This window comes from Spirabiliibacterium mucosae (assembly GCF_014884965.1).
Classification (GTDB): Bacteria; Pseudomonadota; Gammaproteobacteria; order Enterobacterales; family Pasteurellaceae; genus Spirabiliibacterium; species Spirabiliibacterium mucosae.
This window is the reverse complement of the sequence record NZ_JABTBO010000011.1, coordinates 49,228-65,904: the sequence shown is the minus strand read 5'-3', so window position 1 is coordinate 65,904 and position 16,677 is coordinate 49,228. Positions and strand designations below refer to the sequence as shown.

Sequence of the window (16,677 nt, the reverse complement as noted above, 5' to 3'; positions counted from 1 at the left end):
TTCCCTGATGGGTCGTTAGCTCAGTCGGTAGAGCAGTGGACTTTTAATCCATTGGTCGAAGGTTCGAATCCTTCACGACCCACCACCGAGTTTCAACTAAATATGGGTTGTTAGCTCAGTTGGTAGAGCAGCGGACTCTTAATCCGTTGGTCGAGAGTTCGAGCCTCTCACGACCCACCAACACCTTCTTTTAAACTCACTTAATTCTAATTTTCTGAATCACGTAACGCCGCAACGCTGACTAAATTATGCTGTTTGGGGCAGGATTTTTATGGCGCAAACCGCACTTTAATAAAAAAGACCGCAAAGTGCGGTCTTGAGCTAAGTGAGTGATTGCTTACTTCCACGCATTTCTATCAATATCAAGGTCTGGGAACTTGTCTGGGTCAAAGACAGGTTCTTGCGCGCCTTGTTTGAGTTGTTGGCGGTAGTCTTGCAGCAAGCGTGAGGCGATTGGGAAGAGCATAATCAACGCCAGTAAGTTGAGCAAGGCCAGCACGCCCATGAGTGGGTCGGCGAAGAAGAATACGTCGGTGGCGCCTTTTGCGGTGGCACCGATAAACAAAATCGCGATTACCGCAATGCGCAGCAGGAAAATCGGGAATGTTTCTTGCTTGCCATAAAAGAGGAAGCTTAGCGCGTTTTCGCCGAGGTAGTAGTTGTAGATAATCGAGCTAAACGAGAAGAGCAAAATCGCAAAGGTCAGCAAATATTTTGACCAATCACCGAGGTGATACACCAACGATTGTTGGGTGAGCACTACGCCGTCAATTTCAGCACCTGGCACATAGACTTTGCCGAGTAAAATAATAAATGCAGTACAGCTGCAGATCACGATAGTGTCGATGAAGACCGACAGCGACTGCGCAATGCCTTGGGTGACAGGGTGCTTGACGCTGGCGGTGGCCGCCACATTCGGCGCTGAGCCAAGGCCGGCTTCATTTGAGAACAAGCCGCGGCGCATACCTTGCGAAATTGCCACACCCATGCCGCCGCCCACCACGGAGTCGATGCCGAAGGCGTTTTTCACAATGCTGGCAATCACAGATGGCAAATCCGCAATGTTCATCACAATCACAATGATGGCGAGCACCAAATAAAACAGTGCCATCACAGGGATGATGACATCAGCCGCTTGCGAGATGCGTTTAATGCCGCCGAAGATAATCAGCCCGCCAATGGCTGCCAAGGCGATGCCCGTCCAAAGGCGCTCAATGCCAAGGCTGTCGAGCGCTGCACCGGCCACTGTGTTGCCTTGGAAGGCGTTAAAGCCGATGGAAAATGATAGCATCAAACAAATGGAATAAACAATCGCCATCCAGCGGTATTTTTCACCCAAGCCGTGCAAAATAAAGCGCGCCGGCCCACCACGGAAGTGGCCGTCGGCGGTTTTGTGTTTATACAGTTGGGCAAGGGTACACTCAATGATGCTGGTGACCATGCCGATCAACGCCACCACCCACATCCAAAACACCGCGCCAGGCCCACCGAGAGAGATCGCCACTGCGACACCGGCGATGTTGCCGCCACCTACGCGCCCGCCAATCGAGAGCAGTAGCGCTTGGCGCCCGCTGATGGCGTCTTTGTTTTGTGTTTGCTTGTCTGAACGCAAGAAGTGGAACATCCGCCCGAAATAGCGAAATTGCGCCCAGTTACTGATAATGCTAAACAGCAGCCCAAAAATAATTAACATCGGAATCAGCGCCCACCCCCAGGTGAGATCGCCAATCAAATCAAAAAATTGCTTAATGTAGTCCATAGTCCACCAACAATAAAAGGGAGGTGTAAGCATATTATCAAAGTGCGGTTTAAAGTCAATTTGAAAAATCAATAAATACTGAGATAAGTTAAACGCTAACTAATAAAAAACATCAAAACTGTATTTCATCTAATCATTTTGGTTAAATATTGTTTGGTTTTTAATTTTCAAAATGGAAAATGGCAGCCTGCTTTGTGAGAAAAATCTGCTTGAGATCTCATTTTTTATGCTTGCTTGTTGTTGCTTTTTGAACATCGTATTACTCTATCAACACAATTTATTGAAATCCCTTTTTAGAAATGTTTATACTGTGCCTGGCGCAGTATCGCTGCAATTTGAGGTGAGCTATGAAATGTTGTTTGGCGATTGATATTGGACAAGATAGTATCGACAGTGCGTTAGTGACAGAGCAGATTTTAGAGGATCGTCAGCACTATGACCTGCCGGCCGAGGGGCACGATGACGCCCTTGAGCAACAGCTTAAAGATATTTTTAAGCATTATAAAGGCATGTTTGATGCTGTGGCGGTGGTCAGCGACAACACTAAAAATGGCCCGCTGAGCGCATTGAACCCCGACAAACCTGCAGGTCTTGCCGCATTCCCGCTTGAGCATACCTTAAACCAATGCAACTACCACCACCCCGTGGGCATCTTGACACGGCTGCAAGCCACCACGTTTGCGCAATACCGCCTCAATGCCCCGCAAGAGGTGAAAAATTTTGCTTACATTGACGTCGATCATGCCGTCGGTGGCGGGCTGGTGCTCAGCCGTGAGTTGCAAATCGGCTCAAAAGGCATTGCTGGCCACATTGGCCACACCCTCGCCGACCCAAATGGCCCAACCTGCGAATGTGGTCGACGCGGTTGCGTGGATGCCATGGCATCAGCCAACGCAATGGTACATTTTGCCAATATGCAAGGGGCACAAAGTGCGGTTGAAGACATTTTTGCCCAATACCAACAAGGCGACAGCGAAGCGGTGGCGATGCTCAAGCGCTCTGCGCAAGTGATTGCCAACCTCGTGGCAGATTTAGTGGTGGTGGACGATGTTGAACGCGTCGCCCTCGGTGGCAGCGTGGGGCTCTCGCAGGGCTACCTTGATTTAGTCAAAGAGTATCTTGACGCACAACCGCACTTTTATCATTGCGACGTTGTGAAAAGTGCCCCAGTGCAAGACGAACGCCTGCTTGGCGCGGCACTGTGGCTGAGTGAAAATCTAGCAAAATAGGACAATTTATGATTTTAGGTGATTTAACAAAAAAAGATTACGCATTTGGTCTTCACCCGGTGATCAAACGCGTGTGTGATTATCTCAATACTTTGGATTTGGAGGCGCTCGAAACGGGCCGTCACGACATTGATGAACAGATTTTCATGAATGTGATGACGCCAGAAACCGAAGAAGCCTCCACCCGTAAGCCTGAGCTCCACCGCCTGCACACCGACATCCAAGTACTCATCAGTGGCCAAGAAGCGATGGAATACGGCGTTGGCAACCCGAATCTTGACGGCTATGAGCCCTACAACGAAGAAAACGACTTCCAGCTCACACCTCAAGCGATCCCGCACAAAAACACCATTGTGCTAAAACCGAAAATGTTCGCCGTCTTCTTCCCATACGAAGAACACACCCCAACCTGCTGGGTCGGTGGCAAAGCCGAAAAAATCAAAAAACTGGTTGTTAAAATCCCGCATGAGTTGTTGGCGTAATACGCATTAAGGGGCCAATGGCCCCTTATGTGAGAGTTTCTAACCGCACTTTAAAAAACCTCTGCCAAGGCAGAGGTTTTTATTGTTAGGCGGCGAATGGGTCGTCTAAGATCATGGTTTGCACGCGGTCTGGGCCGGTGGAGAGGATGGCGATTGGCACGCCGGTGACCTCTTCAATGCGTTTGATGTATGCACGTGCTGTGTCTGGCAGTTGGTTGATGTCAGTCACACCGAAGGTGTTTTCCTGCCAGCCTGGGAGGGTTTCGTAGATAGGTTCGACGTTTTCCCAGTTTTCAGCGGCGGTTGGGGCGTATTCCACCACATCGCCGTTTGGCATTTTGTAGCCGACACAGATTTTGAGCTCATCAAAGCCGTCGAGGACGTCGAGTTTGGTCATGCAAAAGCCAGTGATGGAGTTGAGTTGCACCGCGCGGCGCACGGCAACGGCATCAAACCAGCCGCAGCGACGTGGGCGGCCTGTTACCGCGCCAAATTCGTTGCCTTTTTTGGCAATGGCAGCGCCGGTGTCGTCAAACAGTTCGGTGGTGAATGGGCCGCCGCCCACGCGGGTGCAGTAGGCTTTGATGATGCCAAGCACATAGTCAATATTGCGTGGGCCGAAGCCTGCACCTGTGGCCACGCCACCGGCGGTGGTATTTGAGCTGGTCACAAATGGATAGGTGCCGTGGTCGATGTCGAGCATGGTGCCTTGTGCGCCTTCAAACAAAATGTTGTCGCCGTTGGCGCGGGCTTTTGACAAAATGGTTGGAATGTCGGCCACCATGCCTGTGATCACATCAGCGATCGCCAAAATGTCATCGAGGGTTTGTTGATAATCCACAGGCTCGACGTGGTAGTAGTTTTCCAGCTGGAAGTTGTAGTAGTCTACGATGGTTTTGAGTTTTTCAGCAAAAGCTTTGCGGTCAAACAAATCACCCACGCGCAAGCCGCGGCGAGCGACTTTGTCTTCGTACGCAGGCCCAATGCCGCGGCCGGTGGTGCCGATGGCTTTTTTGCCTAAGGCGCTTTCACGCGCGTGGTCCATCGCCACATGGTAAGACAAAATTAACGGGCAAGCTTCAGAAATCAGCAAGCGCTCGCGCACGTTCACACCGCGCGATTCCAACTCGCCCATTTCTTGCATAAGTGCGGTTGGCGAGAGCACCACGCCGTTGCCGATTAAGCAGGTGACGTTATCGTGTAACATGCCTGATGGAATCAAGCGTAATACCGTTTTTTCACCGTTGATGATCAAGGTGTGGCCAGCATTGTGCCCGCCTTGATAACGCACTACATATTTGACGCGATCGGTTAAGAGATCAACGATTTTGCCTTTCCCTTCGTCACCCCATTGTGCGCCGAGAATAACAACACTTTTGCCCATAATGTTTTACCTTTTTAGCTAGTTTAGTTCGCAACTGTTTACTTTACTATTTTCTGCCTAGAACTACAATCAACATTCGCCCGCACGGCATAAAAAATGCCCCAGATGTGGGGCATTAAAGTGCGGTTATTTGGCTTGCGGTGATTGCATATAGCGGAAGAAGTCTTCACCCGGTTTGAGAATCATCATATTGTTCTCTTCGTTGAAGCTGCGCTGATAGGCCTTCATGCTGCGCACAAAGCTGTAAAACTCGCTCTCGTGGCTGAAGGCATCGGCGTAGAGTTTGGCCGCGGTGGCGTCCCCGTTACCGCGCAAATCCTGCGCTTTTTTGTTGGCGTTGGCCAAAATTAAGGTGACTTTGCGATCGACATCCGCTTGGATAAAGGCGGCTTTTTCGCGCCCTTGTGAGCGGTGCTCACGCGCCACGGCATCACGCTCAGCGCGCATGCGTTGATAAATCGATGACGACACTTCTTCAGGCAGGTTGATCTGTTTCACGCGCACGTCAATCACATCAATGCCGAGATCAGAGGCGTTATCCGCGCCTGTGTTGAGCGCATTGAGCGCGCCAGTCATCAGCTCGCCACGAGTGCCCGAGACGATGTCTTTAATGGTGCGTGAGCCGATTTCGCTACGTAAACGGTCGTTGACTTTGCGCCGCAGCAAGTTTTCTGCGTGGGTGTAGTCACCGCCGCCTGTACTGGTGTAAAAACGGCCGAAATCGCTGATGCGCCATTTAACGTAGGAGTCCACCAACAAGTCCTTTTTCTCTACGGTGACAAAGCGGTCTGCTTGGCCGTCGAGGGTTTGGATTTTCGCATCTAAGATTTTGATGTTGTCGATAAACGGAATCTTGAAATGCAGCCCAGGTTGATAGACTTTCACTTTGTTGCCATCGTCACGCAGCACTTTGCTAAAGCGCAACATAATGCCGCGAGATCCTTCGTTGATCACAACCAGGCTAGAGTAGAGCACCGCCGCGAGAATAATTACAACAGGTAATAATAATTTACGCATTATTCAAATCTCCCTTGACGGTTGTTGTTGAAAAGTTGTTCGTCATATTGTGATCCGATATAGTTTTCCATCGCGTTGCTTGGGTTGCTTGAGCGCGATGGCGGCGCGGTTTCTTTCTCGCGCGGTTTGCTGACCGCACTTTTGTTTTCTGCCTTGCCTTCATCACTGGCCTTGGCGCTCTCGCTGGCCACTTTGCCTTTGAGCAATTGCTCCAGCGGCAGCACGTTTAAGCTGTTGCCCGCGCTGTTGTCCAACATCACTTTCGGTGTTTTGCTCATGATGTTTTCCATCGCTTGGATATACATTCTCTCGCGCAGCAATTCAGGCGCAGCTTTGTATTCTGGCAACAGTTGTTGATAGCGCTCCACTTCCCCTTGCGCATCGAGCACCACTTGCTCACGATAAGCGGTGGCTTGCTCAACAATGCGTTGCGCGTTACCGCGGGCGATAGGTTCCACCTCACGGGCGTAGGCCTCAGCATTACGGATAAAGCGTTGTTCGTCTTCTTGCGCTTTGATGGCGTCATCAAAGGCGTCTTTCACCTGCTCAGGTGGGCGCGCAGATTGGAAGTTGACATCAATCACCTCCAAGCCCATATCGTATGGCTTGATCACTTTTTCCAAATAGCGCCAAGTGTCTTCACGCACCACCGAGCGGCCTGTGGTGAGAATTTCATCCATGTTCATATGCCCGATGATATAACGCAAAGCGCTGTCAGTCGCCTGCGAAAGGCTGTCATTTGGATTGGTGACACTAAAGAGATATTTGACCGGGTCGTTGATGCGGTATTGCACCGTCATCTCCACCACCACCATGTTTTCATCTTGGGTGAGCATGCTGCCTTGGGTGCGTAGCTCGCTGATACGTTCAATATTCACCGGCATCACACGGTCAACAAATGTCGGTTTCCAGTTCAAACCCGGTTGCACAATTGAGTTGACTTTACCAAAGCGCAACACCACGCCACGTTCGGCCTCTTTGATGGTGTAAAAGCCACTCACTGCCCACACAATGAGTGCAATCACCACCACAACTGGCAGCAGTTTGCCTAGGCCTGCAAAGCCATTCGGTGTGCCGTTATGGTTGTTGCCGGATTTACCGCCACCAAGTTTTTTCAGCAAGGTGCTAAACACCGCCTCTAAATCTGGCGGGCCTTGTTCGTTTGAGCGCTGGCTCTCGCCTTGTTGTGGGCGCTCATCACCCCGTTGGGGTTCAGGCTTTTTGCCACTCGATTGCCCAGGCTTTGCCCATGGGTCTTGATCTGATTGATGGTTATTGTCTGAACCATTCCACGACATAGGTTATTCTCCAGTTAAAAAAGCCGCAAGCAGCCCCACGGCGGTCAAAAAGAAGTAACTGTTTTAATTTATTACACTTTTGTTGAGCATAACGCTTTGATTGTAGCGAGTTTGGCGCGCGATTTCCAGTGTTTTCAAGCGCGCAACACAAATGACTGCATAAAGGCGAAAATTGCGCCTAAATTGCATAAAAAAACCGCACTTTAAACCCAAAGTGCGGTCAGTTGCCATGCGCTGAATGATTAGTCAAACATCGCGGAGATGGACTCTTCATTGCTGATGCGGCGAATGGCTTCTGCCAGCATGCCAGAGAGGGTCAACACCCGCACTTTGCCCAGCGCTTCAATGCGTGGCGACAATGGAATAGTGTCGGTGACCACGATTTCATCAAGCTCAGTGCCGGCGATGTTTTCAGCCGCGTTGCCTGAGAACACGGCGTGGGTGGCATAAGCAAACACGCGACGAGCGCCGCGCTCTTTCAATGCCGCGGCGGCTTTGCACAGCGTGCCGCCGGTGTCAATCATGTCGTCGACCAAAATACAATCGCGGTCTGCCACTTCACCGATGATGTGCATCACTTGTGACACATTCGCGCGTGGGCGGCGTTTGTCGATAATCGCCATGTCGGTGTCGTTGAGCAATTTAGCAACTGCGCGGGCACGCACCACACCGCCGATATCTGGGGAAACCACAATTGGGTTGACGAGATCTTGTTTTTTGATGATGTCGTTGAGCAGCACAGGGGAGCCGAACACGTTATCCACCGGCACATCGAAAAAGCCTTGGATTTGCTCGGCGTGCAAGTCACAGGTCAGCACGCGGTCAACACCCACGCTGGAGAGGAAGTCGGCCACCACTTTGGCGGTGATTGGCACCCGCGCGGAGCGCACGCGGCGGTCTTGGCGGGCGTAGCCGAAATACGGCACCACGGCGGTGATGCGCCCAGCACTGGCGCGGCGCAGGGCATCAACCATCACGATCAATTCCATCAAGTTGTCGTTGGTTGGCGCGCAGGTGGATTGAATGATAAATGTGTCGCTGCCGCGGACATTTTCGTTGATTTGAACGTTGATTTCTCCGTCACTAAAGCGCCCAACGGTCGCCTTGCCAAGAGAGGTGTATAAACGTTCGGAAATTTTTTGTGCTAGTGCAGGCGTTGCATTACCAGCGAAAATCTTCATATCAGGCATTGTGTTACCCCAGGTCGATGAAAGTTTATGATTGAATGAACAATCGGCAAATTTTACGGCATAAATCGTTGTGCTAGCAGTGTATGTAACGGCGAGCGGTTGCAGCTGCGGGCAACAAAGCCACTAAATTGCGCGGGCAACTCGGCCAACACGGCGCGCGCGGCAGCTTCTTGGTCAAAGGGTGCAAATACACAGGCACCTGTCCCCGTTAGTCGTGCTGTGCTATATTTTAGCAACCAGCTAAGCAGTTGTTCAACCTCTGCGGTGTGATCGCAGACAACTTTTTCACAATCATTGCCAAACGGCGCGCGCAGGCAGGCGCTCATGCTGCGTTTTGGCGTGTTGCGAGGCAAAGTGCGGTCAGCAAAAATGGCCGCCGTGGCAATGCTCACGTTTTTTGGCTTGGCGACCAGATACCATTGCTCAGCCACTTCACACGGGGTGATAATCTCCCCCACGCCTTCAGCAAAAGCACAGACACCGTGGATGAAAATCGGCACGTCGGCACCGAGCGTCAGCCCCAAGCGGGCAAGCGCCTCCAGCGGCCAGTTGAGCCCCCACAGCTGGTTTAACACCAAAAGTGCGGTTGCTGCGTTCGATGAGCCGCCCCCAATGCCGCCGCCCATGGGCAAGTTTTTTTGCACGATAATGTCCGCACCTTGTAGGCATCGGCTTTCGCGTTGCAGCAGTTTGGCGGCTTTGATAATCAGGTTATCCTCATCACGCACCCCACTCAGGCTTGGCGAGAGGGTGATTTCAGGCGTGGCGCGCGGTGTGATGCGCAGCCAATCGCCGTAGTTCAAAAATTGGAAAAGGGTTTGCAGCTCGTGGTAGCCGTCAGCGCGACGGCCGGTGATGTATAAAAACAGGTTCAACTTCGCCGGGCTTGGGTACCAATGCGCCGGCGCGGTTGAAAGATCAAAGTGCGGTGCTAGAATGTCCACTTATCAACCCGCACTTTGAGTTTTTGCGCTTGGCCTTGAATTTCAATCTCTTGCGGCAGTGGTGGCGTGGTGGCTTGATAAGCCCCATAATGGACCACCCAGCGCTCGCCATTGACGGTATAGGCAAATTCATTTAAGAGATGATCGCTCGACCGCACTTTGTAATCTTGCGTGCCCTTCGGCTCGCCTTTGAGCCAATAGCTAAAGAGTTCAATCGGGAAGTCCATCCCCACAATCTCTTGCAGCAGCATGTGCGCGTCTTTTTCGGTGCGCTGATTGCCTTTGTTGTCGCTCACCACCAGCCCCATCGGGGTCATTTTCAGGGTTAACGTTTCACGGCTTAAGCCTGAAGACAAAAACAACTGATAGTTGCTGTCGTTGACATATTGCCAGTCAAACTGGGTGGAAAAGCGCTCTTTCGCGCTGATGTAACCGAGCTGCCCGTGGGCTTTATATTGCTTGATTTGGCGCAGTTGTGCCAAGTGTTGCTGCCAGCGAGCATCGTTTTGCGCCACGGTTTCAACCGCGGGCGGGGTAGTGGTTTGTGTGGCGCAACTGGCCAAAAACAAGGCCAGTGCGGCTGCGCACAACGCGCGTGAGAGAGCAAAACGCATAAATTCTCCGCTTAGTTAATGTAGGCAAACACTTTAACGACTTTTTTCACGCCCGCAATGTGGCGCGCCACGTCAACGGCTGCGTTGGCTTGTGCGGGTGTCACGCTGCCCATTAAGAACACTTCGCCGTTTTCGGTTACCACTTTGATGTTGGTGGATTTCACCTCTGAGTTGACCAGCAATTTGGATTTAATTTGGGTGGTGATCCAAGTATCTGTTGAGTTTTGGCCCAGGCCAATATTTTGCCCCACGCGGATTTCGTTATACACATCGGTCACGCCGTCCACGCCGCTGGCGAGGTTTTTCGCGGTTTCACGCAGGCTATCGTTTGGCACCTGGCCGATAAGCAGCACGCGTGCGTTGTAAGACACCGCATTGACGTTGGCATCTTGCTTGATTTCGGCATCTTTATTCATGGCCGAAACCACTTTCACTTCCAAGGTTTCGTCATCAATTTGGGTGCCCGTGGTGCGTGGGTCGGTCGCCACTTTGGTGGCCACGGCCGCACCTGTGCCCACCACTGCGGCGGTGACACACGCTTGTAGGCTGACTAAAGCCAAAAGTGCGGTAGAAAGTTTAAGCCCTTTCATCAATGCAGATTGCGTTAACATAGTTATCCCCTTGAACAATCGGTTTTAGGTATATTAATGGGAAAACAGCTGGTGTTCAATTAATTCACACAGAATATTGATCACCAAAAGGTGGTTTTCTAAAATGCGCGCCTCTTTTTGCGCAGGCACACACACGTCAAGATCTTGCTCACCGAGCGCGCCGCGAATGTGGTCGTTTTGCCGGCCGGTGAGTGCGATGATCGGGATCTCGCGACTATTGGCTAGGTGAATGAGATTTAAAATGCTTTCACCGGCGCTAAAAGGCGCGAGGATCAAGAGCATATCGCCACTGCGCGCTAAGCTTTCAAACTGGCGGGTGAACAGCTGTGCGGGGTTGTTGTCGGCAAAAATCGCCGAGCCGAGTGCGCCATCAAGCCCGAGCAGCACTGCCGGCAGGCTTGGGCGCTCGAGATTGTAGCGGTGGAGCAAATTGGCGACCAAAAACTGCCCGTTGGCATAGGCGCGCCCTTGCCCGCAGACCATGATTTTATTGCCTGAGAGTAGGCACGAGACCATTTTTTGCGCCACGTTCACCAGCACGGCAGGCAGCTCTTGGTCGGCGGCGATTTGAATTTGAATGCTTTCGTTGAAAATCCCTTTTACTTTGTCTAGCAAAGGGTCGACGGTGTCTATCATGAATTAAACTCAATAAAATGCTTAAACCACGTCGGCTGCACTTGGTTTAAGTCAAAGGTGATCAAATCAAAACGGCAAAGTGCGGTTTCAAGGCTTTGTTTTCGCTCCAAAAGCCACATCTCTGCGGCGTGCACCCAGCGTTTTTGTTTGGTGGCGGAAACACTCTCCAGCGCGCTGCCAAAGTGGTTGCTTTTGCGCAACCGCACTTCCACAAACACAAAGGTGTGGCCGTCTTGCATAATCAAATCCAGCTCGCCGCCTTTGAAAGTGCGGTTCGCCTCCAGAAATCGCATGCCTTGTTGCTCAAGGAATCGGCGCGCCAGCTGCTCGTAGGCCGCGCCGATTGCGCGTTGATTCGGCATTAGTTTAACGCGCGGATTTGCCCGCCGCGGTATTCCATCCAGCTCATGTCGCGGTCAATGTTGCAACCGTTGCCCGCGCTGAGTTTGCCTGTCAAGCCGTTGATGCTAAAGCCCGGGACTTGGCGCAGCTCGTTGAATTTGTTGATCAAAAGCCACGCATCGGCGCCCATGGCGTAAAGGCGCATCATGGTGTAGTCGCCGCCGGTGAGGCTGTTGGCCTGCGCATATTGGCTGGAGTGGGCGTCACTCAAAAACGGGATTTCGCTGAATTTCAAGCCGTCCATGGTCAAGCGGTAATCCGCGCCGTTGTTCGGGCTGTTGCTGCGTGAGCTGGCATAAAGTGGCAAGTTGGCGCCAAAGCCGGCGTTATTAATCGCGTTTTTGATATCCAGCAATTCTTGGCTATCTGCCACGATGTAAACCGCACTTTGCCCGTTGTTACCGCTGTTGGCCAAGCCGCTTTGCAAGGCGGATAAAATATCAGCCGAGGTGTTGTAAAACTGAGTTTGTGCATCCAGCCCCGAGAGTTGCTGCCAGCGCAGGTTGTACGCGGCGGCGGTGCGTTGGCCAAAGTCATTTTGCGGCACCACCAAAAGCGGCGCGCGGACGTTGTCAGCCCACATTTTATCCGCCGCTGAGCGCGCTTCGGCCTCAGGGGAGAGGCCGTAGTAACAAATATTGGCCGCAGGGCGGTTATTCGAGGTGCTGTTGAGCGCAAGCACTTGCAAGCCCGCGGTATTGGCGTTGAGCATGCCGTCTACATTCGGCTTCAACAGTGGGCCGACCACCGCTTCTGCGCCGCTCATTTTGGCCTGCTCCAGCAAATCCGCTACCGGCGTGCCAGAGGCGGTGTCGTAAGTGGTGACGCTGACCGCACTTTCCGCACCTTTGGCATCGTTAAAGCCTTTTAAAATAATGTCGCCAAATGGCTGACCGTTGCCGCTTAATGGCAGCATCACCGCTACATGGTTGAGGGCAACGTGTTGATAATTCAATGCATTTTGCAACTCAGAGGGCAGCATATAGGCCGCGCTGTGATTGGGGTATTGCGCGCGCCAGTTTTCAACCGCACTTTTCATATTTTCAGGTTGAGAAATAGTGCCGTTGTAGGTGTTGATCAGCGCCAACCAGCCTGCTAGTGCCGTTTCGCCCGCTTGCGGTTGGGTAGCGTTGAGTTTGCCTGGATTGGCTGAGCGCAACAAGCGCCAAAGTTGGTTGATATTTTGTTGTTTGCGCTCGTTGTCGGTGATGAGATTATCGGCATTAATCAACGCGCGTGCCGCTTCAATGGTGTGATTTTGATTGCTTTCAATCCGCGCTTGAATTTGCCAGTAGCGCGCTTTTTGTGAGGCGCTCAAGCCCTCCAGCGGGATGGCCTTGAGCATTTGGGTGGCTTTGGTGTTTTCTTTTTGATTGCGGCAATGTGCGCGCTGACGAGGTTTTTATCCAACAACTGCTCTTCGCTTAAGTCTTTATCGTTGATTTCGCTGAGCAACACTTCCGCTTGGCGCACTTTATTTTCGCCTAATAACACACGGGCGGCGAGCAATTGGAAGTTTTGTTTTTCCACCACATCTTGCGCTTGTTCAGCGCGGTTGAGATAAAATTCTGAGTTGCCATTGGCATCTTGTAACAAAATAGCAGACGGGTTATTAAACAGTGAGGTGCCACAGGCGCTGAGTAATAACGCCATTGCAGTGGTGGCAACAAAATGTTTAATTTTATTGCGATGAGAAAAAGTAGTCGGCATAGTAGCTCCAAATTGGTTAGAATAGCTTGCTTGATCTTACTTATCTCACGCGTGAAAATCAATCAAAGAGCGTAAAATATGGCGACAGAACCTGGAATTTTATATATTGTGGCAACCCCGATTGGGAATTTGCAAGACATCAGCGCCCGCGCGCTAGAAACCTTAAGTGCGGTTGACCTCATCGCCGCTGAAGACACCCGCCACAGCGCTGGGCTGTTGACCCATTTCGGCATCAAAAAGCCGCTGTTTGCCCTCCACGATCACAACGAACGTGACAAAATGGCGCAGCTCCTCGCCCGCCTTGAGCGCGGCGAGCACATCGCGCTGATTTCAGACGCCGGCACGCCGCTGATTAGTGACCCAGGGTTTCATCTCGTGCGTTTTTGCCGCCAAGCGGGCATCCGCATTGTGCCAATTCCTGGCCCCAGCGCGCTGATTACCGCACTTTGCGCCGCGGGCATTGCAAGCGATCGCTTTTGTTTTGAAGGCTTTTTGCCCGCCAAGCCGAAAGGGCGCAGCGACAAACTCCGCGCCTTGGCCGATGAACCGCGCACCTTGATTTTTTACGAATCCACCCACCGCATTGAAGACACCCTCGCTGATATGCGTGCCGTGTTCGGTGATGAGCGCTACGCCGTGCTCGCCCGCGAGCTGACCAAAACCTGGGAAACCATCCACGGCGACACCTTAAGTGCCCTGTGCCACTGGGTGAGTGAAGACGCCAACCGCAGCAAAGGCGAAATGGTCGTGATCGTAGAAGGCAAAAGTGCGGTTGAAAGCGACGAACTGCCCGCACCCGCCATCAAAGCCCTCACCTTGCTAAGCCAAGAAATGCCACTGAAAAAAGCCGCCGCCATCACCGCCGAGCTTTTCGACGTGAAAAAAAATGCGCTCTACCACTATGGCATCGCGCATTTGAAGGAGTAAAGTGCGGTCAACCGCACTTTGTGTTTTACAATAACACCAGCGAGAGCAATGCCACAATCGTGATGGTGACAAGGCCTTGCACCAAGGTGGCCATGGTGTGGGATTTGTAGGCGGTGGCGACGTCCATTTCACTAAACTCAGCCACGACCCAGAAGAAGCTGTCGTTGGCGTGGGAAACAGTCATCGCGCCCGCGCCGATGGCCATGATGGTCAAAATTGAACCAATGGTGCTGTCGAGCCCCAGCGGTTGCAGCAGCGGGTAGATGATGGTGGAGGTGACCACCAGCGCGGTGGTGCTGGAGCCTTGCGCGGTTTTGAGTGCGGCGGCAATCACAAATGGCACCAAAATGCCCAAGCTCATCGATTGCAACGCGCTGCCTAAATAATCCCCAATGCCACTGGCTTTGAGCACGCTGCCCAGCGCGCCACCGGCGGCGGTGATGATGAGAATGGAACCTGCGTCTTTCACGCCTTTGCCAATCCAGCCGTTGAGGGTTTCTTCATTCCAGCGTGGCAGCAGGCGGAATGCGAAGAACAAGCCGATCAAAAGTGCGGTCACCGGCTGGCCGAGAAAGTAAATGGCACTGAGTGCTAAGCTTTGCTCTTTGCCGAACAGCAGTTTCACCACCGAGGCCAGCGCGATTAAGGCAATCGGCACAATGATCGGCAAAAAGGCGTTGAGGGTCGATGGCAGTGTGCCGTATTTAGTACGCACGTCTTCATGCTCACGCAGATTCATCGCCTCGTCTTCGCCTGATTTCACCCGTTTACCAATCCATTGGGCGTAGGCAAAACCCGCAAGTGCGGTGAAAATAGAAATCCCGAGGCCAAATAAAATCACCAAGCCTAAATTTTCCACGTGCAAGTTGCCCGCCGCGGCAATTGGGCCCGGGGTTGGTGGCACCAAGGTGTGGGTGGCATAAAGCCCCGTGGCGAGCGCCACAGTGAGGGTGACGGCGGATTTGCCCGTTTGCTTGGCGAGGGATTTTTTCAGCGCCGAGAGAATCACAAAGCCCGAATCACAAAACACAGGAATGGAGACAATATAGCCGATGATGGTCATGGCCAACGCAGGGCGCTGGCGGCCGACTTTGCGCAAGATAAAATCCGCCATCGCAATCGCCGCACCGGTTTTTTCCAAAATGGTGCCGATGATGGTGCCAAGCACAATCACAATTCCGATGTAGGCCAAAATGCCGCCAAAGCCTGAGGTGATGGTTTTCACCGTGTCATCTAATGTGATCCCTGAGCCCAGCGCAATGCCGTAGGCGGCGATCAAAAGCGCCACAAACGGGTGGAGCTTAAATTTTGCGGTGGAGACCACGATAAACACAATCGCGAGCCCTAACAAGATAACCAAGCCTAAACCACTCATACTGCCTCCTTTTTTGGATTTTACACCCCATTAACATAATCGCTTTTGCCCGCGTTGAGTAGCACCAATGTATAAAAATGCGAATAAGATCAAATAATTTAAACGTAACCTAGCTCACAAAATCGCATTTTGGTGCTGGCAATTTTTGTGCGATCTGCCAAAGTAGAGAAAAAGGAGACGTTATGGGCGAAAATATTCAGCAATTAACCACCGAAGGGCGCTTGAGTGCCTCAAGCGAGATTGACACCTTAAGCAGCCTTGAGGTGGTGACGATCATCAATGAACAAGACAAACTGGTCGCAGACGCTGTGGCCAAAACGCTGCCTGCGGTGGCCAGTGCGGTGGATGCGATTGTCGATGCCTTTGCCCAAGGCGGGCGGCTGATTTATCTTGGCGCGGGCACCTCCGGCCGGCTGGGCATTTTGGATGCCAGTGAATGCCCACCGACGTTTGGCACAGACCCACAACAAGTGCAAGGGCTGATTGCTGGCGGGCAAAGTGCGGTTTTCCACGCGGTTGAAAACGCTGAAGACAACGCCGAGGCCGGTGAGGCCGATTTGGTGGCCATTAACTTGAGCGCGCGTGATGTGGTGGTGGGCATTGCCGCCAGCGGGCGCACGCCGTATGTGCTCGGTGGCATTCAATACGCCAAAGAGCTCGGCTGCGTGACGGTGGGCATTGCCTGCAACCGCACTTCACCATTATTGAGCATGGCTGAAATTGCCATTGCACCCGTGGTGGGGCCCGAGGTGGTCAGTGGTTCGTCACGCATGAAGGCGGGCACGGCGCAAAAACTGGTGTTGAATATGCTCTCAACAGGGGCGATGATCCTCTCGGGCAAGGTGTTTGGCAACTTGATGGTGGACGTGCAGCCGAGCAATAAAAAGCTGCTCGCCCGTCAGGTTAACATGGTGATGCAGGCCACCGGCTGCGATGAGGCCGAGGCGAAAGCGGCGCTTGAGGCGAGCAATCGGCACTGCAAAACCGCGATTTTGATGATTTTGACCGCACTTGATGCTCACGCGGCCAATCAACTACTGCAAGCGCACAATGGCTTTATTCGAAAAGCACTTGCACAGCATTTCAAGCGATAAGGAGC

General features: G+C 52.3%; 15 protein-coding genes, 2 tRNA genes and 1 pseudogene. 6 read left to right on the top strand and 12 right to left on the bottom strand.

Translation table 11 applies throughout. The features are described 5' to 3' along the window. Nucleotides 1-9: 9 nt before the first annotated feature. A tRNA-Lys gene (locus HPC37_RS05830) sits at nucleotides 10-85 on the top strand. Between the two features lie 19 nt (nucleotides 86-104). After that, a tRNA-Lys gene (locus HPC37_RS05825) sits at nucleotides 105-180 on the top strand. A gap of 157 nt (nucleotides 181-337) precedes the next feature. On the opposite strand, the gene HPC37_RS05820 is transcribed toward HPC37_RS05825, so the two are convergent. After that, nucleotides 338-1,759: an alanine/glycine:cation symporter family protein gene (locus tag HPC37_RS05820; protein WP_208122239.1), complete on the bottom strand. Its 1,422-nt coding sequence runs from the start codon at nucleotides 1,757-1,759 to the stop codon at nucleotides 338-340. 347 nt (nucleotides 1,760-2,106) lie between these two features. On the opposite strand from HPC37_RS05820, the gene HPC37_RS05815 reads away from it, so the two are divergent. Both HPC37_RS05815 and nanQ read left to right on the top strand, forming a co-directional pair. Continuing rightward, entirely contained in the window at nucleotides 2,107-2,988 is an 882-nt protein-coding gene (locus HPC37_RS05815; RefSeq protein ID WP_208122238.1) for an N-acetylmannosamine kinase, read from the top strand. Between the two features lie 8 nt (nucleotides 2,989-2,996). Then, nucleotides 2,997-3,470, top strand: coding sequence for an N-acetylneuraminate anomerase (nanQ, locus tag HPC37_RS05810; RefSeq protein WP_208122237.1), 474 nt, complete (start codon nucleotides 2,997-2,999; stop codon nucleotides 3,468-3,470). 85 nt (nucleotides 3,471-3,555) lie between these two features. Here nanQ and purA read toward each other — a convergent pair whose 3' ends face one another. The 10 genes and pseudogenes from purA to HPC37_RS05760 form a co-directional block, all read right to left on the bottom strand. Continuing rightward, nucleotides 3,556-4,854 (bottom strand): adenylosuccinate synthase, encoded by a 1,299-nt coding sequence (gene purA / locus HPC37_RS05805; RefSeq protein ID WP_208122236.1) that lies wholly within the window; start codon nucleotides 4,852-4,854, stop codon nucleotides 3,556-3,558. A 126-nt stretch (nucleotides 4,855-4,980) separates the two neighbouring features. Further along, a complete protein-coding gene (gene hflC / locus HPC37_RS05800) occupies nucleotides 4,981-5,871 on the bottom strand; it encodes a protease modulator HflC (protein ID WP_208122235.1) in 891 nt (296 codons plus the stop codon). Next, entirely contained in the window at nucleotides 5,871-7,169 is a 1,299-nt protein-coding gene (hflK, locus tag HPC37_RS05795; protein WP_208122234.1) for an FtsH protease activity modulator HflK, read from the bottom strand. Before hflK ends, hflC begins: the two co-directional genes overlap by 1 nt. Before the next feature lie 242 nt (nucleotides 7,170-7,411). After that, nucleotides 7,412-8,359, bottom strand: a complete 948-nt coding sequence (locus HPC37_RS05790) for a ribose-phosphate pyrophosphokinase (RefSeq protein ID WP_208122233.1) — start codon at nucleotides 8,357-8,359, stop codon at nucleotides 7,412-7,414. 53 nt (nucleotides 8,360-8,412) lie between these two features. Next, nucleotides 8,413-9,303 (bottom strand): 4-(cytidine 5'-diphospho)-2-C-methyl-D-erythritol kinase, encoded by an 891-nt coding sequence (gene ispE, locus HPC37_RS05785; RefSeq protein ID WP_208122232.1) that lies wholly within the window; start codon nucleotides 9,301-9,303, stop codon nucleotides 8,413-8,415. Continuing rightward, nucleotides 9,291-9,917, bottom strand: a complete 627-nt coding sequence (gene lolB / locus HPC37_RS05780) for a lipoprotein insertase outer membrane protein LolB (RefSeq protein ID WP_208122231.1) — start codon at nucleotides 9,915-9,917, stop codon at nucleotides 9,291-9,293. Before lolB ends, ispE begins: the two co-directional genes overlap by 13 nt. A gap of 11 nt (nucleotides 9,918-9,928) precedes the next feature. Continuing rightward, nucleotides 9,929-10,528: a division/outer membrane stress-associated lipid-binding lipoprotein gene (dolP, locus tag HPC37_RS05775; protein WP_208122230.1), complete on the bottom strand. Its 600-nt coding sequence runs from the start codon at nucleotides 10,526-10,528 to the stop codon at nucleotides 9,929-9,931. A gap of 33 nt (nucleotides 10,529-10,561) precedes the next feature. Beyond that, nucleotides 10,562-11,143: a D-sedoheptulose-7-phosphate isomerase gene (locus HPC37_RS05770; RefSeq protein ID WP_208122241.1), complete on the bottom strand. Its 582-nt coding sequence runs from the start codon at nucleotides 11,141-11,143 to the stop codon at nucleotides 10,562-10,564. Nucleotides 11,144-11,160: 17 nt separating this feature from the next. After that, nucleotides 11,161-11,526 carry a YraN family protein gene (locus tag HPC37_RS05765; protein ID WP_208122229.1) on the bottom strand — a complete coding sequence of 122 codons (366 nt, stop codon included), beginning with the start codon at nucleotides 11,524-11,526 and terminating at the stop codon, nucleotides 11,161-11,163. After that, nucleotides 11,526-13,276, bottom strand: a pseudogene (locus HPC37_RS05760) (penicillin-binding protein activator). The gene HPC37_RS05765 and the pseudogene HPC37_RS05760 overlap by 1 nt, the downstream one beginning before the upstream one ends. 78 nt (nucleotides 13,277-13,354) lie before the next feature. Here HPC37_RS05760 and rsmI point away from each other — a divergent pair. After that, complete coding sequence (gene rsmI / locus HPC37_RS05755; RefSeq protein ID WP_208122228.1) at nucleotides 13,355-14,203, top strand: 16S rRNA (cytidine(1402)-2'-O)-methyltransferase; 849 nt, start codon at nucleotides 13,355-13,357, stop codon at nucleotides 14,201-14,203. A gap of 25 nt (nucleotides 14,204-14,228) precedes the next feature. Here rsmI and HPC37_RS05750 read toward each other — a convergent pair whose 3' ends face one another. Further along, nucleotides 14,229-15,578, bottom strand: coding sequence for a GntP family permease (locus HPC37_RS05750; RefSeq protein ID WP_208122227.1), 1,350 nt, complete (start codon nucleotides 15,576-15,578; stop codon nucleotides 14,229-14,231). Nucleotides 15,579-15,760: 182 nt separating this feature from the next. Here HPC37_RS05750 and murQ point away from each other — a divergent pair, with 182 nt between their 5' ends. After that, a complete protein-coding gene (gene murQ / locus HPC37_RS05745; protein ID WP_208122226.1) occupies nucleotides 15,761-16,672 on the top strand; it encodes an N-acetylmuramic acid 6-phosphate etherase in 912 nt (303 codons plus the stop codon). Nucleotides 16,673-16,677: the final 5 nt, after the last annotated feature.

Bases quoted from the DNA above. Each gene is read 5' to 3' on its own strand.
- dolP (WP_208122230.1), bottom strand. From the start codon at position 10,528: ATGTTAACGCAATCTGCATTGATGAAAGGGCTTAAACTTTCTACCGCA.
- HPC37_RS05815 (WP_208122238.1), top strand. From the start codon at position 2,107: ATGAAATGTTGTTTGGCGATTGATATTGGACAAGATAGTATCGACAGT.
- nanQ (WP_208122237.1), top strand. From the start codon at position 2,997: ATGATTTTAGGTGATTTAACAAAAAAAGATTACGCATTTGGTCTTCAC.
- HPC37_RS05750 (WP_208122227.1), bottom strand. From the start codon at position 15,578: ATGAGTGGTTTAGGCTTGGTTATCTTGTTAGGGCTCGCGATTGTGTTT.
- HPC37_RS05790 (WP_208122233.1), bottom strand. From the start codon at position 8,359: ATGCCTGATATGAAGATTTTCGCTGGTAATGCAACGCCTGCACTAGCA.
- murQ (WP_208122226.1), top strand. From the start codon at position 15,761: ATGGGCGAAAATATTCAGCAATTAACCACCGAAGGGCGCTTGAGTGCC.
- lolB (WP_208122231.1), bottom strand. From the start codon at position 9,917: ATGCGTTTTGCTCTCTCACGCGCGTTGTGCGCAGCCGCACTGGCCTTG.
- hflC (WP_208122235.1), bottom strand. From the start codon at position 5,871: ATGCGTAAATTATTATTACCTGTTGTAATTATTCTCGCGGCGGTGCTC.
- HPC37_RS05765 (WP_208122229.1), bottom strand. From the start codon at position 11,526: ATGCCGAATCAACGCGCAATCGGCGCGGCCTACGAGCAGCTGGCGCGC.
- HPC37_RS05820 (WP_208122239.1), bottom strand. From the start codon at position 1,759: ATGGACTACATTAAGCAATTTTTTGATTTGATTGGCGATCTCACCTGG.
- purA (WP_208122236.1), bottom strand. From the start codon at position 4,854: ATGGGCAAAAGTGTTGTTATTCTCGGCGCACAATGGGGTGACGAAGGG.
- hflK (WP_208122234.1), bottom strand. From the start codon at position 7,169: ATGTCGTGGAATGGTTCAGACAATAACCATCAATCAGATCAAGACCCA.
- rsmI (WP_208122228.1), top strand. From the start codon at position 13,355: ATGGCGACAGAACCTGGAATTTTATATATTGTGGCAACCCCGATTGGG.